Genomic DNA, 18,046 nt, shown 5'->3' on the forward strand with positions numbered 1-18,046 from the left:
GCGAGTCTAGGCGGCCCGTCCGGACGGCGGCCGGCGCCGCCCGTACGCCGGGACGGTGAGCCGGGCCACGCCGCCGCGCCGGGATCGGGCTACGCTCGACGCGTGACTGCGCGGCTGCCGGTGTTTCCGCTCGGAATGGTCCTCTTCCCCGGTCTGGTGCTGCCGCTGCACATATTCGAGGAGCGCTACCGCGCCCTGGTCCGGCACCTGGTCGCGCTGCCCGAGGACGCCCCGCGCGAGTTCGGCGTGGTGGCCATCCGGGCCGGCTGGGAGGTCGCCCCCACCGGGCCGGACGGCCGGCCGCTGCCCGGTGGCGGCGACGTCACCCTGCACGAGGTGGGCTGCACCGCCGAGCTGCGGCAGGTCACCGAGCGCCCCGACGGTGGCTTCGACATCGTCACGGTGGGCAAGCGCAGGTTCCGCGTCGCCGACGTCGACCGGGACACCGAGCCCTACCTCACCGCCGACGTGGAGTGGCTGCCCGAGCCGGGCGGGCCCGACGAGGTCGCCGACCTGCTCGCCGCCCGGGTGATCTCGGTCTTCCGGCAGTACCTGGGCCTGATCCGCGCCGATCCCGAGGAGCTGTCCGAGCAGCTGCCGGAGGACCCGACGGTGCTGTCGCACCTGGTGGCCGCGACAGCCGTGCTGACCGTGGCCGACCGGCAGCGGCTGCTCGCCATCGACGACACCGCCGCCCGGCTCCGCGCCGAGCTGCGCCTGCTCAACCGTGAGGCGGCGCTGCTGCGCCAGGTGCGGGCGGTTCCGGTGCCGCTGACGGAGCTGGCGTCCCCGCCGACTCCCAACTGAGCCCGGGCACACCGGACTCGCGCTCCGGGCGCAGGGACGGCCAGCGGGACCAGCCGGCCAGCAGGGTGTACGTCACGGCCGCGCCGAACGCGGGCAGCAGCAGGTTGCCGTGCGGCACCGGCAGCACGCCGAGCAGCCACTCGATCCCGCCGGCCCGCAGGTCGGCCGGCTTCTCGAAGGCCCGCCCGACGGGCGCGCTCTCCAGCAGCCGCTCGTAGTCGGCCAGCCCCGTCCGCCGGCCGACCTGCCAGGCGACCAGCGCCGCGCCGAAGGCGCCGAGCACGGCGGCGAGCAGCCCGACCGGTCCCCGCACCCGGCGCAGCAGGAACCACAGCGCGAGCGCGGCGAGCACCCCGAAGCCCAGCCCCAGCAGGCTGAACCAGCCGTCGGCGGCGATCGGCTGCTCCGGCTGCGGCTCGGCGTAGATCGCCCCGTCGGCGGCCTTGAGCACCGGCGTGTCCGGCGCGAGCGCGGCCCAGAGCAGCCCGAGCGGCACCCCGAGCACGCTCGACGCGAGCACCGCCAGGAGGGCGAGCCGCGCCGCCCGCCCGCGCGGCAGGTCCGGCTCCGCCGGTGGCGCGAGCGGGTAGCCGGCGGCGTACTCCAGGCCGGTCCCGCCGGGGACGTACTCCACCGTCGCGCCGTGCGGCGGCACGCCGGTCGTGGCGTGCGGTGCGACGCCGGTCGCGGCGTGCGGCGGGACGCCGGTCGTGGCGTCGTGCGGCGGGGCGGGCGCTCCGGCGGCGTACGGGTCGGCGGGGCCGACGCGCGCCGGCGCGTCGGGTGCCGCCCAGGCGGCCGGTGCCCCCGGCTCGTCGGGCCGGCGGCCGGGCCGGTCGGGTTCGGGGGTGTCCGCGCTCACCCGGTGATCCTCTCAGGCCCGCGAGCGGCGTGGGCCGTCGGTGGCGGCACACCCGCTCACCGGGCGAACGGCTCCAGCATCACCGAGGCGGCCTTCAGCCACGCCTCCCGGGTCTCCTGCTTGAGCTGGTGGTACTCGATCGAGGAGCCGGTCTCCAGCGCCGGGTCGTAGGGCACCACGGCGACGGCCCGGGTGCGGGTGGCGAAGTGCCGCTCCAGGTCGTCCTGCAACGGCGAACGGCCCGGGGTGGGGCAGGAGATCAGGGTGACCGCGTTGTCGGCCAACTCCCCCATCCCCACCTCGTGCAGCAGGTCCAGCATCCAGTCGGCGCTGAACGCGGCGTCCTCCCGGGGCACGGTGGTCACCACGAGCTGGTCCGCCGCCTGCATGATGGTCCGCCAGTTGGCGCTCTCCACGTTGTTGCCCGTGTCCACGCAGACCACGTCGTGGGTGCGCCGCAGCAGCTCCAGCACCCGCCGGACGGTGAACTGGTCGAGCCGCTGGGCGAAGCGCGGACTCTCCTCGCCGGCCAGCACGTCGTACGAGCCGTCGGAGGCGTGCCGCAGGTAGTCGTCCAGGTGCTCCAGCAGCTCGGGGCCCTCCTTGATCTCGACGTGCGCGAGATCGCTGACCAGGTGCCGGATGGTCCGGGCGTGCCGGGCGCTGCCGGCGCGCAGCCCGAGCGTGCCGCGCAGCTCGTTGTCGTCCCAGGCCAGCACGCCCCGCCCGCGTACGCTGCCGACGGTCGCCGCGGCCAGCACGGTGGCGGTGGTCTTGTGCACGCCGCCCTTCGGGTTGGCGAACGCGAGCACCCGAGGGGTGCCCAGGTCGCGGCGGAGCACCCCGGCGGCCCGCTCCAGCTCGTTCTCCGTGCCGCGTGGGCGCCACTCGACGCGCGCCGGGTAGCCCCGCTCGGCGGCCACCGGCGCGGCGGGCGGCGGCACCACGGGCAGCGGCGCGGCGGGCGGCGGCACCACGGGCGGCGGCGCGGCGGGCGGCGGCACCACGGGCGGGGCCGGCGGGGGCGGGGCCGGTGCCTGGTGGGCGCGCTGGGAGCGATAGCCGTTGTCGAGCACCGCGTACCGGGACTCGACCGGGGGCGGCTCGTGCCGGTAGCCGTTGTCCAGCACCGCGTAGCGCGACTCGGTCGGCCCCGGGCCCCGGCGCGGCTCGGTCTCGATGCGGGGCGGCGCGGGCTGGGCCGGCACGCGGTACGCCGGCTCGGCCGGATACTCCGGCTCCGCCCGGTACGACGGTGCGACCGGATCCGACCGGTAGGTCGGCTCGATCGGATCCGACCGGTACGACGGCTCGACCGGATCGGAACGGTACGACGGCTCGACCGGATCGGAACGGTACGACGGCTCGACCGGATCGGAACGGTACGACGGCTCGATCGGGTATTCCGGCTCCACCCGGTAGGCGGGGTCGAGCGGGTCCGCGCGGTAGGCCGGCTCCACCCGGTAGGTGGCCTCGGCCCGGTAGCCCGCGTCGACCGGGCGGCCGTACTCCGCGCCGTACGGCGGCGGGCCGGGCTCCGGCGCGTACGGCTCGGGGGCCCGGCCGATGGCCGGCACCCGCGCGGCGTAGCCGTTGCCCGACGAGCGGCGGGGCAGCGGCTCCGGCGGGAGGGGCGGCGGATCGGCGTGCCGGTCGGCCTCGGCCTGCTCAGCCGTGCGGCTGCCGTGCCGGGCCCGGTCGAGCAGCGCCCGCCACCGCGGTGCTGGTTCGGCCGGCCGCCCCCAGCCGGTCTCGCTGCCCTCCACGGCTCGCCCTCCCAGCGCCATCGATGCCCGTCTGACAGGCTACGAACGAAACCCTATTCGGACCACACCCGTCTACGCACCTTCGGTTCTTCCTCCCGTCACGGCACGGGCCCCCGGTACGCCGCCGACGCCGGCGTCCGGGGAGGTCGACGGGGCCGCCGGCGGCGACCCGCCGCAGGTCGGTCCGGCCGACCCCGGTGAGGGTTGCGTCACGCCCGGTGCGGGTTCCGACGTTTCGCCCACCGTCGGTTCCGGGGCACCGGGGCTCATGGGCGGGATTCCCTCGTCGGATCGTCACGGGCGGGACGGCGCTCAGTCGCGGAGGATCTCGAGCGCGCGGTCCAGGTCGTCAGGGTAGTCGCTGACGAAGCGCACCTCGTCCCCCGTGCGGGGGTGCAGGAAGCTCAGCGACCGGGCGTGCAGCCACTGTCTGGTCAGGCCGAGCCGGGCGGACAGGGTGGGGTCGGCGCCGTACGTGAGGTCGCCCACGCACGGGTGCCGCAGCGTGGAGAAGTGCACCCGGATCTGGTGGGTGCGCCCGGTCTCCAGCCGGACGTCGACCAGGCTCGCCGCCGGGAACGCCTCCACCGTGTCGTAGTGGGTGATGCTCGGCTTGCCGCCGGAGACCACCGCCCAGCGGTAGTCGTGGGTGGGGTGCCGGTCGATCGGGGCGTCGATGGTGCCGCGCAGCGGGTCGAGGTGCCCCTGCACCACCGCGTGGTAGCGCTTCTCCACCTCGCGGTACTTGAACGCCCGCTTCAACGCGGTGTACGCCTGCTCGCTCTTGGCCACCACCATGATGCCCGTGGTGCCCACGTCGAGCCGGTGCACGACGCCCTGCCGCTCGGCGGCGCCGCTGGTCGAGATGCGGTGCCCGATGGCGGCCAGCGCGCCGATCACCGTCGGGCCCGTCCAGCCGGGGCTCGGGTGGGCCGCGACGCCGACCGGCTTGTCCACCACCACGATGTCGTCGTCGGCGTAGACCACCCGCAGCCCCGGCACCGCCTGCGGCACCACGGTGGGCGCGGCGACCGGCGCGGGCAGGGTCACCTCCAGCCAGGAGCCGGCCTTCACGCGGTGTGAGTTCGGCCGGGCGACCCCGTCGACCAGCGCGTCGCCGGCGTCGACCAGGGCCGCGGCGGCGGTGCGGGACAGCCCGAACAGCCGCGACACGGCCTGGTCGAGCCGCGAGCCGTCGAGGCCGTCGGGAACGGGCAGGGAACGGTGGTCGCCGCCGGCGGCGAAGGCGGCGGTCATGCCCGCTCCCGCTGCCCGGCGTCGGCCTGGGCCGCCGCCTCGCCGGTGGGCTCGCCGTGGCCGATCCGGCTGCCGTCGCGCTGCCGGCCGGTCAGCTCCAGCGCCAGGGCGAGCAGCACGCCGCAGACCAGGGCGCTGTCGGCCAGGTTGAACACCGGGAACACCCGGCCGTACGGGGCGAAGACGCTGACCATGTCCACCACGTGCCCCACGAACCAGCCCGGGGCGCGGAAGACCCGGTCGGTGAAGTTGCCCAGCGCCCCGCCCAGCACCAGGCCCAGCGAGACCGCCCAGGGCAGCGAGCGCAGGCGCAGCGCCATCCAGACGATCCAACCGACCACCCCGAGGGTGATCAGCGGGAAGATCCAGGTGTGGTCGGCGCCGATGCTCCACGCCGCGCCGCTGTTGCGGGTGAGGCTGAGGTAGACCGCACCGCCCAGCAGCCTGACCGGCTCGCGGTCCTCCAGGGCGCCCAGGGCGAGGTGCTTGGTCGCCGCGTCGGCGGCGAGCACGGTGAGCGCGATGCCGAACAGGATGGCGGCGGCCCGGCGGTGGGGCGTGCCGGCCCTCGGCTCGGCGCTGTCGGCACCCGGCTCAGCGCTGCCGGGACCGGCGGGCGGTGCTTCGGACATCTGCTCCCCATCGACGCTCGCGGCGACGCTCGCGCGCCGCCTCCCATGGCCGCCGGGGAGCGGGCCTCAGCGCCGCTCCTCCAGCTGCTTGCACGTCACGCAGAGGGTGGCCGACGGGAAGGCGGCGAGCCGCTCCACCGGAATGGGGTTGCCGCACCGCTCGCACCAGCCGTAGCCACCCTCGTCGAGCCGCTCCAGCGCCCGCTCGACCTGCGTGATCCGTTCCAGGATGCTGTTGGCGAGTGAGATCTCCTGCTCACGCTCGAACGTCTTGGTCCCGGTGTCGGCCTGGTCGTCCCCGGCCGAGTCGGTCAGCCGGTCGCGCTGCAGCTCGGTGATCTCGCTCAGCGTCCGATCGTACTCGGCGCGCAACTCGTCACGCCGCGCCGCCAGGGCCGCCCGGATCTTCTCGGTCTCCGCAGCGCTGCGGGTGGCCTTCGCCACCGGCTTCCGGCCGGCGGTCCTGGTGTCGGCTGGCTTCGCCATCGTCGCTCCCTCGGCCGCGGAACCGCGGCGTTCCGCGGCACCTGGACGGGGGCCGCCGGCATCGGCGCCCCCAGGTACAAAAGGGGCGCGCGGCGACGGGGCCGCGCACTCCGGAGATTCGCAAGAATACGGAACGTACAGGCGCACGACAACGTGCCGCTCCGACGCACCGACGTTCGGCCCCTAGCCATGCCTAACTGGGGCAAAAGGAACGCTAGCAGATCACGCGTCGGGACCCCGGCCGTACTCGCCAAACCAGCGGGCCAGCCGACCCCGCCGGCTGACCGCCCGCAGCCGGCGCTCCGTCTCGTCGCGGACCCCGGCCGTCGCCACGATCAACATGCTGTCGCCGGTCGAGCCGGAAGTCCGGGCCGGGCACGACGCCCGCCCCGTCGCGCAGCACCAGCGTCACCGAGGCGCCCGGCGGCAGCCGCAACTCGTCGACGTGCACCCCGGCCAGCCGGGAACCCGGCGGCACCTCCAGCTGGAGCAGGTCCGCGCCCATCCGCTCCAGCGGTGCCGTCTCCACCCGGATCTCGGTCGCCTCGGCCGGCGCGGTCACCCGCAGCCGGCGGGCCACCGGCCCCAGCGTCCCGGTCTGCAACAGCGTGAAGATCACCACCAGTACGAAGACCGAGTCGAAGAGCCGGTCGGCGCCCGGCACCCGCTCCGACAGCGGGATGGTGGCGAGCACGATCGGCACCGCCCCGCGCAGCCCCGCCCAGGACAGGAACGCCTGCTCGCGCAGGTCGAACCGGAACGGCAGGGCGGACGCCGCCACCGACAGCGGCCGGGCCAGCAGCACGAGCGCCAGCCCGGCGACCACGGCCGGCAGCACCGCCGAGCCCAGCCGGCCCGGCGAGACGAGCAGCCCGAGCAGCACGAAGAGCCCGATCTGGGCCAGCCACGCGAGGCCGTCGGCGAAGCCGAGGATCGCCTGGCGGTGCGGCAGCCGGGCGTTGCCGAGGATCACCCCCGCCACGTAGACGGCGAGGAAGCCCGAGGCGTGCAGCACCGCGCCGGCGGCGTAGGCGAACACGGTCAACCCGACCGCCGCGATCGGGTAGAGCCCCGCCGACGGCAGCGCCGCCCGGCGCAGCGCCCACCGCCCGCCGACGCCGGCCGCGAAGCCGACCGCCGCACCGGCGCCCAGCTCGTAGCTGACCAGCGAGATCTCGTACCACCACGGGTGGGTGACCCCCTCCCGGGACAGCAGCACCACCAGCAGCACGACCGGGGCGTCGTTCATCCCCGACTCCGCCTCCAGGGTGGCCACCAGGCGGGGCGGCAGCCGCAGCCGGCGCAGCGTGGCGAAGACCGCCGCCGCGTCGGTGGAGGAGAGCACCGCGCCGTAGAGCAGGGCCAGCCGCCAGTCCAGTCCCAGCAGCAGGTGCACGACGAGGCCGACGACCAGGATGCTGACCACCACGCCGACCGTGGAGAGCAGGGCGGCCAGCCCGAGCACCGGGCGCAGGGTGCTCCACCGGGCGGTCAGCCCGCCCTCGGCGATGATCACGATGAGCGCGCAGAAGCCCAGGGTCCGGGTCAGCTCGACGTCGTCGAAGCGGATGCCCAGCCCCGTCTCCCCGATCGCCACCCCGAGCGCCAGGTAGACCAGGAGGCTCGGCACGCCGAGCCGGGTGGAGAGCCGGACCGCGCCGACCGCGACCAGCAGGACACCCGCGCCGAGCAGGAGCGCGAGATCCAGCCCCGGCGTCACCGCCGCCCGGCCCCGGCGTCGGTCACCCGGCGGCCCCGTCCCGCAGCCGGCGCAGTGCCTCCGTCAACTCCGGGGCGGGGCCCTCGACCAGGAAGAGCTTGTCGCGGCTGGCCGCGCCGGCCCGCAACGACACCACGGCCGGCCGTACGCCCAGCGCGCCCGCCAGCGCCCGCCGGGCCGCCTCGGTGGCCCGCCCGTCCACGGCCGGGGCGTGCACCGCGATCACCAGGGCCGGCCCGTGCGGCCCGTCGAAGCATCCGCCGACGCGGGCCCGCGCCGAGCCGGGCTTCACCCGGACCGCGACGGTCAGCGTGGCGTCCATCGGGAACGTCCCGCCGCTCAGATCCGGCCGGCGTCGGCGAGCAGGGCGGTGTCGGGTGCGCAGCGGGCGCACGGGGTGAAGCCGAGGTCGACGGCCTCGGCGACCGGAAGCGGCTCGTGCTCCCGCCCCACCAGGTACGCGCAGTCGGCCAGGTGGTAGCGGGGTCGCCCGTCGACCACCCGCACCTCGGCGGCGAGGCGGGCCACCCGGGCGGCCTCGACCGGCGTGACGTCCTGCGCGGGCGGCTCGTCGTCGTACGGCACGGCGGGGCCGGCCCCGGGCACGGCGGCCGGGACGGCGCCGTCGGTCACCGACGGCTCGGGCGGTTGCCGCCACCCGGTGCCGTCGGCGTCGACCGTGGAAGGAACGTGCTGGACGGGGATCTCCGGCTCCACCGGCGGCCCGCCGGCGAAGGCCGGCCCGGCCGGGCGGGTCGCCCGCCGGGACCGCCACCCCGGCCGGCTCGGATCCGCCGCCGCCCGGCCCGCGGCCGCCTGGCGGGCGCCCGCGACCAGCGCGACGGCGGCCAGCAGGCTGGCCGCGATGGAGATGGTCAGGAGAACGCTGGAGCCACCGGCCAGGCCGAGCACCAGCAGCACCACCGCGACGAGGATGAGCAGGAGACTGGCGACTATCACGGCTCACCCCCGCCGCGTCGTGCTGATGAGGCGAGGTCGGCGACCGTCATCGAGACGACGGTCGCCGACCGATGGTTCAGCGACCGGTTTCGAGAGCGCCGGAGCGACCGCCGCCGCCGTAGGAGCCGGCGAGTCCTGCGGTGGCCAGCCCGTTGCCGCCGCCGGCGGCCCGGGTGCCCTCACCACCACGGGTCATCTCGACCTCCAGGCCCTGGCCGCGGCCGTCGAGGTCACGCAGCTGGCTCTCCAGGTAGGCCTTGAGCCGGGTGCGGTACTCGCGCTCGAACTGCTTGAGCTCCTCGATGTGCTTCTGCAGGGCCGTGCGCTTGGCGTCCAGGCCGCCCATGGCCTCCTGGTGCCGCTGGCGGGCGTCGCGCTCCAGGGCGTCGGCCTTGGCGCGGGCCTCGCGGGTGACCTCCTCGGCCTTGGAACGGGCCTCGGAGAGCAGCTGGTCGGCCTCGCGACGGGCGTCGGAGACGTGGTCGTCGGCGGTCCGCTGGGCCATCATCAGCACCCGCAGCGCCTGCTGCTCGCCGTCGGCGCCACCGACGGCCGGGCCACCGGCGGAACGGACCTGCTCCAGCTCGGCCTGCATCGCGCGGGCGGCCTGCTCGGCCGCCGCCTTGTCGCGCTGCACCCGGTCGAGCTGGGCCTTGACGTCGTTGAGCTCCGCCGCGAGACGGGCGTCGCCACCGGGGCCGGCGGGGGCGCCACCACGGCCGCCGCGCTCCACCTGGGCGCGCAGCTCGTTGTTCTCCTCGATGAGACGGGCAAGCTCGCGCTCGACCTCGTCCAGGAAAGCGTCGACCTCCTCCTCGTCGTAGCCCCGCTTGCCGATCGGCGGCTTTTTGAAGGCGACGTTGTGGACGTCGGCCGGGGTCAGCGGCATCGAAACTCCTCGGGTCAGTTGCGGCCGCGAAAGCGCGTCGGTCATCAGACGGTGCCGATGATCGACCGCCTCAACACGAACTCCATCAGCACGAACAGGATAACCAGGAGCACAAGTGAGGCCAGGTCGATGCTCACGGTACCAATTCGCAACGGAGGGATCACACGCCTCAACGCGTTGAGAGGGGGATCAGTGACGCTCCACACGATTTCCAGCCCCACCGATGCCCCACGCCCCGGCTGCCAGCGACGGCCGTACTGCAGGACGGCGCTCAGGACGAACCGGGCCAGCAGGACGAGCAGGAAGAAGTAGAGCACCAGGTACAGCACTTGCAGCACGATCGACAACACGGCAGGCGACGTCCCTCGGGTCGGGCGGGGCTAGCTCAGGCTGAAGAAGCCACCCTCGGCGATCTTGGCCTTGTCCTCCGCGGTGACCTGGACATTGGCCGGTGAGAGCAGGAACACCCGATTGGTCACGCGCTCGATCGTACCCCGCAGGCCGAACGCGAGGCCGGCGGCGAAGTCCACAAGTCGGCGCGCGTCGGCCTCGTCCATCTCGGTGAGGTTGATGATCACCGGCACGTTGTCGCGGAAGTGCTCACCGATGGTGCGCGCCTCGCGGTACGTGGTGGGGTGCAGCGTGGTGATCTGGTAACGCTGCTCCTCCTCGGCGACCACCGCGCGCTCCCGGGGCTGCGCCTGCGGCGCCAGGGCCAGGTTGTCGCGGGTGTGGTAGGTCAGCGCGCCCGAGGTCTCACCGGCCGACGGCCGGGTGATGGAGCGGACGCTGGACCGCTCGGCCCGCTCCGCCCGGTCGCTGTCGCCCCGCTCGGCGTCGGCCGCCCGAGCGGCGGCGCGCTCGGAGAGCCGGCCACGGTCGCCCAGCCGGGACCGGGGCGCCGGCGGCTCCTCGGAGTCGTCCTCGTCGTCGTCGGCGAACTCCTCCGAGTACCGGCTCTGCCGGTAACGCGAATCGCGGTAGCCACCCTTGTCGTAGCCACCGTCGTCGTAGGCCCGCTCGTCGTCCTCTTCGACCAGACCGAGCCAGACCCCCGCCTTGCGCAGTGCACCCATCCCGCGCCCTTCCCGTCCGCCGTGCGGCACGCGCCCCCGTACCGTGTCGCTTGTCGCGAGTGGACCACTTCTGCCCACCGGAGCGGATCGGCAATCCCCTGGCACGCGATTCGCGTCGCGTGCCACGACCCCCGACAACGGGACGCCGCTCCCTCAAACAACACAGATGTAATTTGCTTCCCGCGGTCAGGCTACCGCAGCGTGGGACGCATTCCGAGCAACGCGCTGCCGACGCGGACATGTGTCGCGCCGTACCGGATCGCGATTTCCAGGTCGCCGCTCATCCCGGCGGAGAGCGCGGTGGCTCCCGGGTGGACCGTCCGGAACCCGGCGGCCACCTCGGCCAGCCGGGCGAACGCCCGCTCCGGCTCCCAGCCCAGCGGCGCCACCGCCATCAGGCCGGCCAGCCGCAGCGCCTCCGCGCCGGCCACCGCCTCGGCCACGGCGTCGAGCCCGGCGCCCGGGTCGGCCGAGTCCGGCAGCGCCCCGCCCCGGGCCGCGTCACCGTCGATGCTCACCTGGAGCAGCACGTCCAGCGGCCGGTCCCGCGCCGCCGCCGACGCCGCGTCCAGCGCCCGCGCCAGCCGGACACTGTCGACCGAGTGCACGACGTCGGCGTAGCGGACCACCGACCGGGCCTTGTTGCGCTGCAACTGCCCGATGAAGTGCCACCGGGGAGTCACCCCCGCCGCGGCCACCTCGGCCGACTTGGCGGACGCCTCCTGGTCGCGGTTCTCCCCCATGTCGACGACGCCGAGCCCGGCCAGGGCCACCACGTCCCCGGCCGGGTAGGTCTTGGTCACCGCGATCATGGTGACCTCGGAGTCGTCCCGTCCCGCGGCGGCACAGGCGTCCGCGATCCGGGACCGTACGCGGCCCAGGCCGGCCGCGATCTCGGCGCGCCGGTCCGGGCGCACCGTGGCTGGGCTGTCGGTCATCGGCGGTACTCAGGAACCGTTCTTGAGGAAGTCGGGCACGTCGACGTCGTCGAAGAGCACCCGGCGGGGCGACTGCTGCGGGGCCGGCATGGTGGCCGGCGGCGCGACCGGGGTGCTCGGCTGCGCCGGCTGGTTCTGGTTGCTCTTGCGGGGCGGCTCGGCCGCCTTGTACGCCGGCGCGCCGCCGTCGAAGCCCGCCGCGATGACGGTGACCCGCACCTCGTCGCCGAGGGCGTCGTCGATGACGGCGCCGAAGATGATGTTGGCGTCGGGGTGGGCCGCGTCGGTGACGAGCTGGGCCGCGTCGTTGATCTCGAACAGGCCCAGGTCCGACCCGCCGGCGATGGAGAGCAGCACGCCGCGCGCGCCGTCCATGCTCTGCTCCAGCAGCGGGCTGGAGATGGCCGCCTCGGCCGCCTCGACGGCGCGGTTCTCGCCGCGCGCGCTGCCGATGCCCATGAGCGCGCTGCCCGCGCCGCTCATCACGCTCTTCACGTCGGCGAAGTCCAGGTTGATCAGACCCGGCGTGGTGATCAGGTCCGTGATGCCCTGGACACCGGAGAGCAGCACCTGGTCGGCGGTGCGGAACGCGTCCATCATGCTGATGTTGCGGTCCCCGAGCGCCAGCAGCCGGTCGTTGGGGATGACGATCAGCGTGTCGCACTGGTTGCGCAGTTCGTCTATTCCGGACTCCGCCTGCACCTGGCGGCGCTTGCCCTCGAACGAGAACGGCCGGGTGACCACGCCGATCGTCAGCGCGCCGAGCTTGCGGGCGATGTTCGCCACCACGGGCGCCCCGCCGGTGCCGGTGCCGCCGCCCTCGCCGCAGGTCACGAAGACCATGTCGGCGCCCTTGAGCACCTCCTCGATCTCGTCGCGGTGGTCCTCGGCGGCGTTCTTGCCGACGTCGGGGTTGGCCCCGGCGCCGAGCCCACGGGTCAGCTCACGGCCGACGTCGAGCTTCACGTCGGCGTCGCTCATGAGCAACGCCTGCGCGTCGGTGTTGATCGCGATGAACTCGACGCCCTTGAGCCCAACCTCGATCATGCGGTTGACGGCGTTGACGCCGCCGCCACCGATGCCGACGACCTTGATGACCGCCAGGTAGTTGTGCGGAGGTGTCATCTCCGGTCCTTTCCCTTCGAGATTGGCATGGGCCGACCGGGTAAGGCCTGGCCAGACCAGCGGCCGACGACAGCTGTCACCAGTGAGGATCAGGATTAAACCCTCACCCTCTACTAGAGGCTTACAGTTATGTCAACCACTGATCCCCTTCGGGGCAACGTAAGCGCCCTCACGCGATGAGCCAAGGACCCGCTCGGCGTGTCGCCGCCGGAGCGGGACGGGTCACGTCGCGGGCGGAGCCACCGGTCACCGCAGGGTCACCACGTCCGGGGCGCTGACGTCGATGGTGTCGGCCTTCCGGTCGAGCAGGGCGCTGGCCACCCGGGCCTTGTCCGCGCCCCGCGTCGCGTCCCCCCAGACCACCACCCGGTCGCCGCGCAGCCGCAACGTGATCCGGGCCAGCCCCTCGACGCTCACGTCCACCAGCTCGGCGCGCAGCTGCGGGGTGAGCGCGCCGAGGACCTCCAGCGCCGCCCGGGTCGGCCCGTCGTCCGGGCCCGGCTCGGCGAGCCGGACCACCGGCAGGCCGTCCGGTGGCCGTGGCACGGTCCGGAAGACCACGCCCGCGCGGTCGATCACCACGAACTGCTCCCCGCTCGGCACCGCCGCCGCGCCGGTGCGCTCGGTCACCCGGACCACCAGCGTGTCCGGCCAGTCCCGGGTCACCACCGCCCGCTGGACCGCCGGCAACCCACCGACCCGCCGCGCGGTGGCGGCCAGGTCCACCCGCGCCAGCGGGGCGCCGTCGGGCACCGCGGCCGCGTCGCGGACCTGCACCGTCGTGACGAGCGCGGCGCCCTCGACGCGGACCTCGCGCACGCCGAACAGGCCGGTGCCGAGCAGGGTCCAGGCGACCAGCCCGGCCACCGCGAGCACGCCCGCGGCGACCGCCCACGGCAGCGCCGCGCGCATCCGACGCTGCCGGGCCCGGGCCATGAACCGGCGGGTCGAGGCGGGGACCGCGTCGCTGCCGGCACGGACCAGCTGCCACCGGCGCACCGGTCCGCGCCGGCCGCCGCCGTCCGCTCCGGTGGTGCGCCCCCGCGCCGGGCCGGGACTCATCCGGCCGCGGGCGCCGCGCCGTCCGGGACCGCGCCGCCGGCACCGCCGACGCCGGGGACGGTGCCGCCGATGGTCGTCGTCCCGCCCGCCTCGCCGCCGGGCGTCGTGCCCGCCGGCGCCGCCGGATCGGCCGTACGCGCCGAGAGCGCGGCCAGCAGCTGGTCCCCCATCAGCGAGATCGGTGGGGCGCCCATGGTCACCACGACGTCGCCGGGGCGGGCCCGCCGGGCCACCTCCACCGGCGCGGCCTCCCACGAGTCCACGAAGACCTTCCGCTCCGCCGGCAACGACACCGCCTCGATCAGCGCCGCCGACCCCTCCCCCGGCTCGCGCAGCTCGCCCGGGCCGAAGACCTCCAGCAGCACCAGCTCGTCGGCGATGGCCAGCGACTCGGCGATCTCCGCCTGGAGGTCACGGGTGCGGTAGAGCCGGTAGGGCTGGAAGACCACGATGAGACGGCCGTCCCCGGCCACCTCGCGCAGCGTCTGCAACGCCAGCGTCATCGAGGTCGGGTGGTAGGCGTACTCGTCGTAGACCAGCACGTCGTCGGCGAGGCCCTTGCGCTCGAAGCGCCGCCGCACGCCGGGGAACGCCGCGAGCGCGCCCTCGGCCGCCTCCAGCGGCAAACCCAGCAGGTACGCGGTCAGCACGGCCGAGGCGCTGTTGAGCCCCATGTGCCGCCCGGGCACCGGCAGCCGGAACTCGCCGAGCGACCGCCCGTCGATGCTCGCCAGGTAGCGCACCCCCCGGGCCGACGAGGCGATGTCGGTCAGCCGCAGGTCGGCGTCGGCCGCCTCGCCGTAGGTGTGCACCCGGCGGCCCTCCGCGCGCAGCGTCTCGGCCAGCCGCCGCCCGCCCGGGTCGTCGGCGCAGGTGATGATGAAGCCGTCCGGGTCGGTGAGCCGGGCGAACTCGGCGAAGGCCGCCTCCAGCGTGGCGAGGTCGCCGTAGGTGTTCAGGTGGTCGGCCTCGACGTTGGTGATGATCGACACGTACGGGCGGTAGATCAGGAAGGAGCGGTCGCTCTCGTCCGCCTCGACCACGAAGTGCTCGCCCGTGCCGTGGTGGGCGCCCGAGCCGACCTCGGAGATCTCCCCGCCGATCACGAAGGACGGGTCCTGCCCGGCCTGCTGGAGCACCATGGTGACCATCGAGGTGGTGGTGGTCTTGCCGTGGGTGCCCGCGACCGCCACCGTCCGGCGGCCCGTCATCGCGGCGGCCAGCGCCTCGGAGCGGTGCAGCACGCGCAGGCCGCGCCGGCGTGCCTCCACCATCTCCAGGTGGTCCTGCGGGATCGCCGAGGAGTAGACGACCGTGTCGACGCCGTCGAGGTTGGACGCCTCGTGGCTCATGTGGATCGTGCCGCCGAGGGCGCGCATGCCGGCCAGGGAGGGCCACTCCCGCAGCTCGCTGCCGGAGACCCGGATGCCGCGGGTGAGGAAGAGCCGGGCCAGCCCGCTCATGCCGACCCCACCGACGCCGATCAGGTGGATCGTGCCCAGGTCCTCGGCGGTGAGCGTGCCGGCCGGGGTGAACTGTGCGGTGTTCATGCCGAGTACCTTCCCGTCGCGGTGCGCCCCGTCACGGGGCCACCGTCGTTCGCGACTGCGGGGCTCGCAAGCTCACTCCTCGCGCTCACCGTTGCCTGCCTTCCGTTCGCGACTGCGGGGCTCGCAAGCTCACTCCTCGCGCTCACCGTGCCACCGCCTCGTAGACGAAGTTGAGCAGCGCCTCGTCGCCGTCGCGGCGGCCGTACGCGGCGGCGGCGGCGCCCATCGCGTGCAGCCGGTGCGGGTCGCGGATCAGCGGGATGACCGTCCGCTCGACCCAGTCGGGGGTCAGCTCGGCGTCGTCGACGAGCAGCCCGCCGCCGGCCTCCACCACGGGCAGCGCGTTGCGCTTCTGCTCCTGGTTGCTGTGCGGGTACGGCACGTAGATGGTGGGCAGCCCGATGGCGGCCACCTCCGCGCAGGTCATCGCCCCGCCCCGGCCGAGCATCAGGTCCGCCGCGGCGTAGCCGGCCTCCATCTCGGACAAGTACGGCAGCGTCACGTACGGCACCGGCAGGTCGGTGGGAACGGGCACCGGCTCGTTGCGGGCGCCGATCACGTGCAGCACCTGCACCCCGTTGCGGGCGAGTTCCTTGGCCGCGCCGGCGACGGCGAGGTTGATCGAACGGGCGCCCTGCGAGCCACCGGCGACGAAGAGCACCGGCAGGTCGGGGCGGAGTCCGAAGTGGGCCCTGGCCGCGTTGCGCATGGCGAACCGGTCCAGCCCGGCGATGCCCCGGCGCAGCGGCACGCCGACGACCCGGGCGTCGCGCAGGGCCTCGGCCTGGGCGGGCTGGTGCGGGAAGCCGACCGCCACGTGGTTGGTAAACCGCATCCCCAGCCGGTTGGCCACCCCCGGCGGCACGTTGACCTCGTGGATCACGATCGGCAGCTCGCGGCGCCAGGCGGCGAGGTAGGCCGGCACGGAGACGTACCCGCCGAAGCCGACCACCACGTCGGCGCGCACCTCGTCGATGACCTTGCCCGCCGCGCGGGCCGCGGTCCACATCCGGCCGGGGGTCTTGACCAGGTTCATGTTCACCGACCGGGGCAGCTGGTAGGCCGGGATCTGGCGCAGGTCGTAGCCCTGGGGCGGGATCAGTTCGTTCTCCAGGCCCCTCGGTGTGCCCAGGCAGGTGATCCGGACGCCGGGGTCGTGTCGGCGCAGGCAGTCGGCGAAGGCGAGCAACGGGTAGATGTGCCCCCCGGTGCCACCTCCCGCGAGCACCACCGAACGCAGCGGACCCATCAACGTCTCCTCTCGTCCGCCGACCCGCGGCGGGTCCGGGCCAGCCGGACGCCGCGCGGTGCGGCCACATCGTCCGGCCGCCGCTCCCGCGACCGGGGTACGGACCCTCGGGCAGCCGGGGGCGCCGCCGGACGGCGGCGCCGCCCGGGAAGCGGCGGCAACGGGGCCCAGAGTAGTCGGACCCATCGGGCCGGCGGACGGGCATGCAGCGCTCTGGCGGCGTCGGGTTCGGCACGGGCGAAGGAGGCGAGCATCCCGATGGCGGCGAGGGTGACGACCAGCGCGCTTCCGCCGTCGGAGATGAACGGCAGCGGCACACCGGTCAGCGGCAGCAGGCCGACCACCCCGCCGATGTTGATCACCGCCTGGCCGACCAGCCAGGTGGTGGCCGCCGCGGCGGCGAGCCGGCGGAACGGGTCCTCGACCCGGCGGGCGATCCGCAGCCCGGTGTACGCCAGCACGGCGAAGAGCGCCACCACCACGACGCACCCGACGACGCCCAGCTCCTCGGCGACCACGGCGAAGATGAAGTCGTTCTCCGCCGCCGGCAGCCACTGCCACTTGGCGATGCTCTTGCCGAGGCCGACGCCGAACCACCCGCCGTTCTCGATCGCGTACCGGGCCTGGGCGATCTGGTAGCAGTCCTCCAGCTTGCACAGGTCCGGCGGCGGCGGGTTGATGAAGGCGGTCAGCCGGGCCAGCCGGTAGTTCTTCTCGCCCGTCTCGCCGGAGCCGGCGCCGAGCGAGGCCACCGCGACCAGCACGCCGATGCCGAGCAGGCCCACGGCGGAGAGCGCGGCGAAGACCCGCATCCGCACCCCGGCCGCCCAGAGCAGCCCCACCACCAGGGCGAGCAGGCAGAGCATCGTGCCCAGGTCGTTGTAGCCGACGAGGACGAAGAGGAGGCCCACCACCGGGAAGAGCGGGGTGGCCAGCTCGCGCCACCAGCCCAGCGCGGCGCCCTTGCGGGCGATCACGTGGGCCCCCCAGAGCACCAGGGCGAACTTCGCGAACTCGGAGGGCTGCACCTGGATGCCGCCGACGAAGAGCCAGAGCAGCCGGGCCTCGACCGGGCCGATCTGGGCGGACTCCTGCTTGGTCAGCCGGGCGTACGCGAGCAGCAGGTTGAGCAGCAGCAGCAGGCCGATGGCGGTGAACAGCAGCGGCCGGCCCAGCGTCCGGTAGGTCGTCGCCGGCAGCCGCTGGCACGCCCAGAACGCGACGATGCCGATCACCGCGAAGATCGCCTGCTTGACCAGGGACGTCGAGGCGTTGCCGTTCTCCGCGTAGTCCCGGACGCTGGTGGCGGAGAAGACCATGGTCAGGCCGATCAGCAGCAGCAGGCCGGCGCTGGACAGCAGCAGGTAGTAGGAGGTTAGCGGCCGGTCCAGCAGCCCGCGCAGCGCGGCCAGCCCGCCCACCGGGTCCAGCCCGCGCGGCACCTGGGCACCGGGGTCGTCCGGCCCCCGCGTCGCGGCGGGCGCGTCGCGCGTACGCCTGCCCCCCGCCGACCGCCCGGACGTCCCCTCCGCCGTGACCTCGATGCCTCGTCCCTCCCCCACCCGACCATCATGGCGGTTCCCCGGGGTCGCCACCGGCGCAACCGCCCGGTCGGCGTGTCGGGCTTGCGCCGGGGCGCGCGGAGCGTCCCGGCGGCCGGACGCGCC

17 protein-coding genes and 1 pseudogene are annotated in these 18,046 nt (G+C 74.7%); 1 reads left to right on the forward strand and 17 read right to left on the reverse strand.

Annotated elements, in window-relative coordinates; genetic code table 11:
- Positions 1-102 precede the first annotated feature (102 nt).
- Entirely contained in the window at positions 103-807 is a 705-nt protein-coding gene (locus tag ACFHW0_RS00915) for an LON peptidase substrate-binding domain-containing protein (protein WP_121400570.1), read from the forward strand.
- On the opposite strand, the gene ACFHW0_RS00920 is transcribed toward ACFHW0_RS00915, so the two are convergent.
- From ACFHW0_RS00920 to ACFHW0_RS01000, 17 genes and pseudogenes are all read right to left on the reverse strand, one after another.
- Positions 722-1,669 (reverse strand): DUF2567 domain-containing protein, encoded by a 948-nt coding sequence (locus ACFHW0_RS00920; protein WP_416604787.1) that lies wholly within the window; start codon positions 1,667-1,669, stop codon positions 722-724. The two genes, ACFHW0_RS00915 and ACFHW0_RS00920, sit on opposite strands and share 86 nt — an antisense overlap.
- 56 nt (positions 1,670-1,725) lie before the next feature.
- Positions 1,726-3,456, reverse strand: coding sequence for an AAA family ATPase (locus ACFHW0_RS00925; protein ID WP_416604788.1), 1,731 nt, complete (start codon positions 3,454-3,456; stop codon positions 1,726-1,728).
- Between the two features lie 291 nt (positions 3,457-3,747).
- Positions 3,748-4,692 (reverse strand): RluA family pseudouridine synthase, encoded by a 945-nt coding sequence (locus ACFHW0_RS00930; protein WP_416604789.1) that lies wholly within the window; start codon positions 4,690-4,692, stop codon positions 3,748-3,750.
- Positions 4,689-5,324, reverse strand: coding sequence for a signal peptidase II (gene lspA / locus ACFHW0_RS00935; RefSeq protein ID WP_416604790.1), 636 nt, complete (start codon positions 5,322-5,324; stop codon positions 4,689-4,691). The genes ACFHW0_RS00930 and lspA overlap by 4 nt, the downstream gene beginning before the upstream one ends.
- A gap of 66 nt (positions 5,325-5,390) precedes the next feature.
- A complete protein-coding gene (locus ACFHW0_RS00940; protein ID WP_121400566.1) occupies positions 5,391-5,810 on the reverse strand; it encodes a TraR/DksA family transcriptional regulator in 420 nt (139 codons plus the stop codon).
- A 222-nt stretch (positions 5,811-6,032) separates the two neighbouring features.
- Positions 6,033-7,530, reverse strand: a pseudogene (locus ACFHW0_RS00945) (potassium/proton antiporter).
- Between the two features lie 22 nt (positions 7,531-7,552).
- Complete coding sequence (locus ACFHW0_RS00950) at positions 7,553-7,852, reverse strand: DUF167 domain-containing protein (RefSeq protein ID WP_416604791.1); 300 nt, start codon at positions 7,850-7,852, stop codon at positions 7,553-7,555.
- 17 nt (positions 7,853-7,869) lie between these two features.
- Complete coding sequence (locus tag ACFHW0_RS00955) at positions 7,870-8,490, reverse strand: hypothetical protein (protein ID WP_416604792.1); 621 nt, start codon at positions 8,488-8,490, stop codon at positions 7,870-7,872.
- A 76-nt stretch (positions 8,491-8,566) separates the two neighbouring features.
- Positions 8,567-9,379, reverse strand: a complete 813-nt coding sequence (locus tag ACFHW0_RS00960) for a DivIVA domain-containing protein (RefSeq protein WP_311411629.1) — start codon at positions 9,377-9,379, stop codon at positions 8,567-8,569.
- 44 nt (positions 9,380-9,423) lie between these two features.
- Positions 9,424-9,729, reverse strand: a complete 306-nt coding sequence (locus tag ACFHW0_RS00965) for a YggT family protein (RefSeq protein ID WP_088999245.1) — start codon at positions 9,727-9,729, stop codon at positions 9,424-9,426.
- 30 nt (positions 9,730-9,759) lie between these two features.
- Entirely contained in the window at positions 9,760-10,455 is a 696-nt protein-coding gene (locus ACFHW0_RS00970; RefSeq protein WP_416604793.1) for a cell division protein SepF, read from the reverse strand.
- A gap of 191 nt (positions 10,456-10,646) precedes the next feature.
- On the reverse strand, positions 10,647-11,393 hold the full coding sequence (locus ACFHW0_RS00975) for a YggS family pyridoxal phosphate-dependent enzyme (protein ID WP_416604795.1): 747 nt from the start codon (positions 11,391-11,393) through the stop codon (positions 10,647-10,649).
- 9 nt (positions 11,394-11,402) lie between these two features.
- Positions 11,403-12,518 carry a cell division protein FtsZ gene (ftsZ, locus tag ACFHW0_RS00980; RefSeq protein WP_088999242.1) on the reverse strand — a complete coding sequence of 372 codons (1,116 nt, stop codon included), beginning with the start codon at positions 12,516-12,518 and terminating at the stop codon, positions 11,403-11,405.
- A 246-nt stretch (positions 12,519-12,764) separates the two neighbouring features.
- Positions 12,765-13,580: a cell division protein FtsQ/DivIB gene (locus ACFHW0_RS00985; RefSeq protein WP_416604797.1), complete on the reverse strand. Its 816-nt coding sequence runs from the start codon at positions 13,578-13,580 to the stop codon at positions 12,765-12,767.
- A complete protein-coding gene (murC, locus tag ACFHW0_RS00990) occupies positions 13,577-15,130 on the reverse strand; it encodes a UDP-N-acetylmuramate--L-alanine ligase (RefSeq protein WP_416604798.1) in 1,554 nt (517 codons plus the stop codon). The genes ACFHW0_RS00985 and murC overlap by 4 nt, the downstream gene beginning before the upstream one ends.
- 142 nt (positions 15,131-15,272) lie before the next feature.
- Entirely contained in the window at positions 15,273-16,379 is a 1,107-nt protein-coding gene (gene murG / locus ACFHW0_RS00995; RefSeq protein ID WP_366642059.1) for an undecaprenyldiphospho-muramoylpentapeptide beta-N-acetylglucosaminyltransferase, read from the reverse strand.
- Complete coding sequence (locus ACFHW0_RS01000) at positions 16,379-17,791, reverse strand: FtsW/RodA/SpoVE family cell cycle protein (protein ID WP_416605231.1); 1,413 nt, start codon at positions 17,789-17,791, stop codon at positions 16,379-16,381. The genes murG and ACFHW0_RS01000 overlap by 1 nt, the downstream gene beginning before the upstream one ends.
- Positions 17,792-18,046: the final 255 nt, after the last annotated feature.

The sequence above is a fragment of the Micromonospora sp. LOL_025 genome, from assembly GCF_048060285.1.
GTDB lineage: Bacteria > Actinomycetota > Actinomycetes > Mycobacteriales > Micromonosporaceae > Micromonospora.

Excerpts from the sequence above, each read along its gene's own strand:
- ACFHW0_RS00925 (WP_416604788.1), bottom strand. The coding sequence starts at position 3,456 with ATGGCGCTGGGAGGGCGAGCCGTGGAGGGCAGCGAGACCGGCTGGGGG.
- ACFHW0_RS00930 (WP_416604789.1), bottom strand. The coding sequence starts at position 4,692 with ATGACCGCCGCCTTCGCCGCCGGCGGCGACCACCGTTCCCTGCCCGTT.
- lspA (WP_416604790.1), bottom strand. The coding sequence starts at position 5,324 with ATGTCCGAAGCACCGCCCGCCGGTCCCGGCAGCGCTGAGCCGGGTGCC.
- ACFHW0_RS00940 (WP_121400566.1), bottom strand. The coding sequence starts at position 5,810 with ATGGCGAAGCCAGCCGACACCAGGACCGCCGGCCGGAAGCCGGTGGCG.
- ACFHW0_RS00950 (WP_416604791.1), bottom strand. The coding sequence starts at position 7,852 with ATGGACGCCACGCTGACCGTCGCGGTCCGGGTGAAGCCCGGCTCGGCG.
- ACFHW0_RS00960 (WP_311411629.1), bottom strand. The coding sequence starts at position 9,379 with ATGCCGCTGACCCCGGCCGACGTCCACAACGTCGCCTTCAAAAAGCCG.
- ACFHW0_RS00970 (WP_416604793.1), bottom strand. The coding sequence starts at position 10,455 with ATGGGTGCACTGCGCAAGGCGGGGGTCTGGCTCGGTCTGGTCGAAGAG.
- ACFHW0_RS00975 (WP_416604795.1), bottom strand. The coding sequence starts at position 11,393 with ATGACCGACAGCCCAGCCACGGTGCGCCCGGACCGGCGCGCCGAGATC.
- ftsZ (WP_088999242.1), bottom strand. The coding sequence starts at position 12,518 with ATGACACCTCCGCACAACTACCTGGCGGTCATCAAGGTCGTCGGCATC.
- ACFHW0_RS00985 (WP_416604797.1), bottom strand. The coding sequence starts at position 13,580 with ATGAGTCCCGGCCCGGCGCGGGGGCGCACCACCGGAGCGGACGGCGGC.
- murC (WP_416604798.1), bottom strand. The coding sequence starts at position 15,130 with ATGAACACCGCACAGTTCACCCCGGCCGGCACGCTCACCGCCGAGGAC.
- murG (WP_366642059.1), bottom strand. The coding sequence starts at position 16,379 with ATGGGTCCGCTGCGTTCGGTGGTGCTCGCGGGAGGTGGCACCGGGGGG.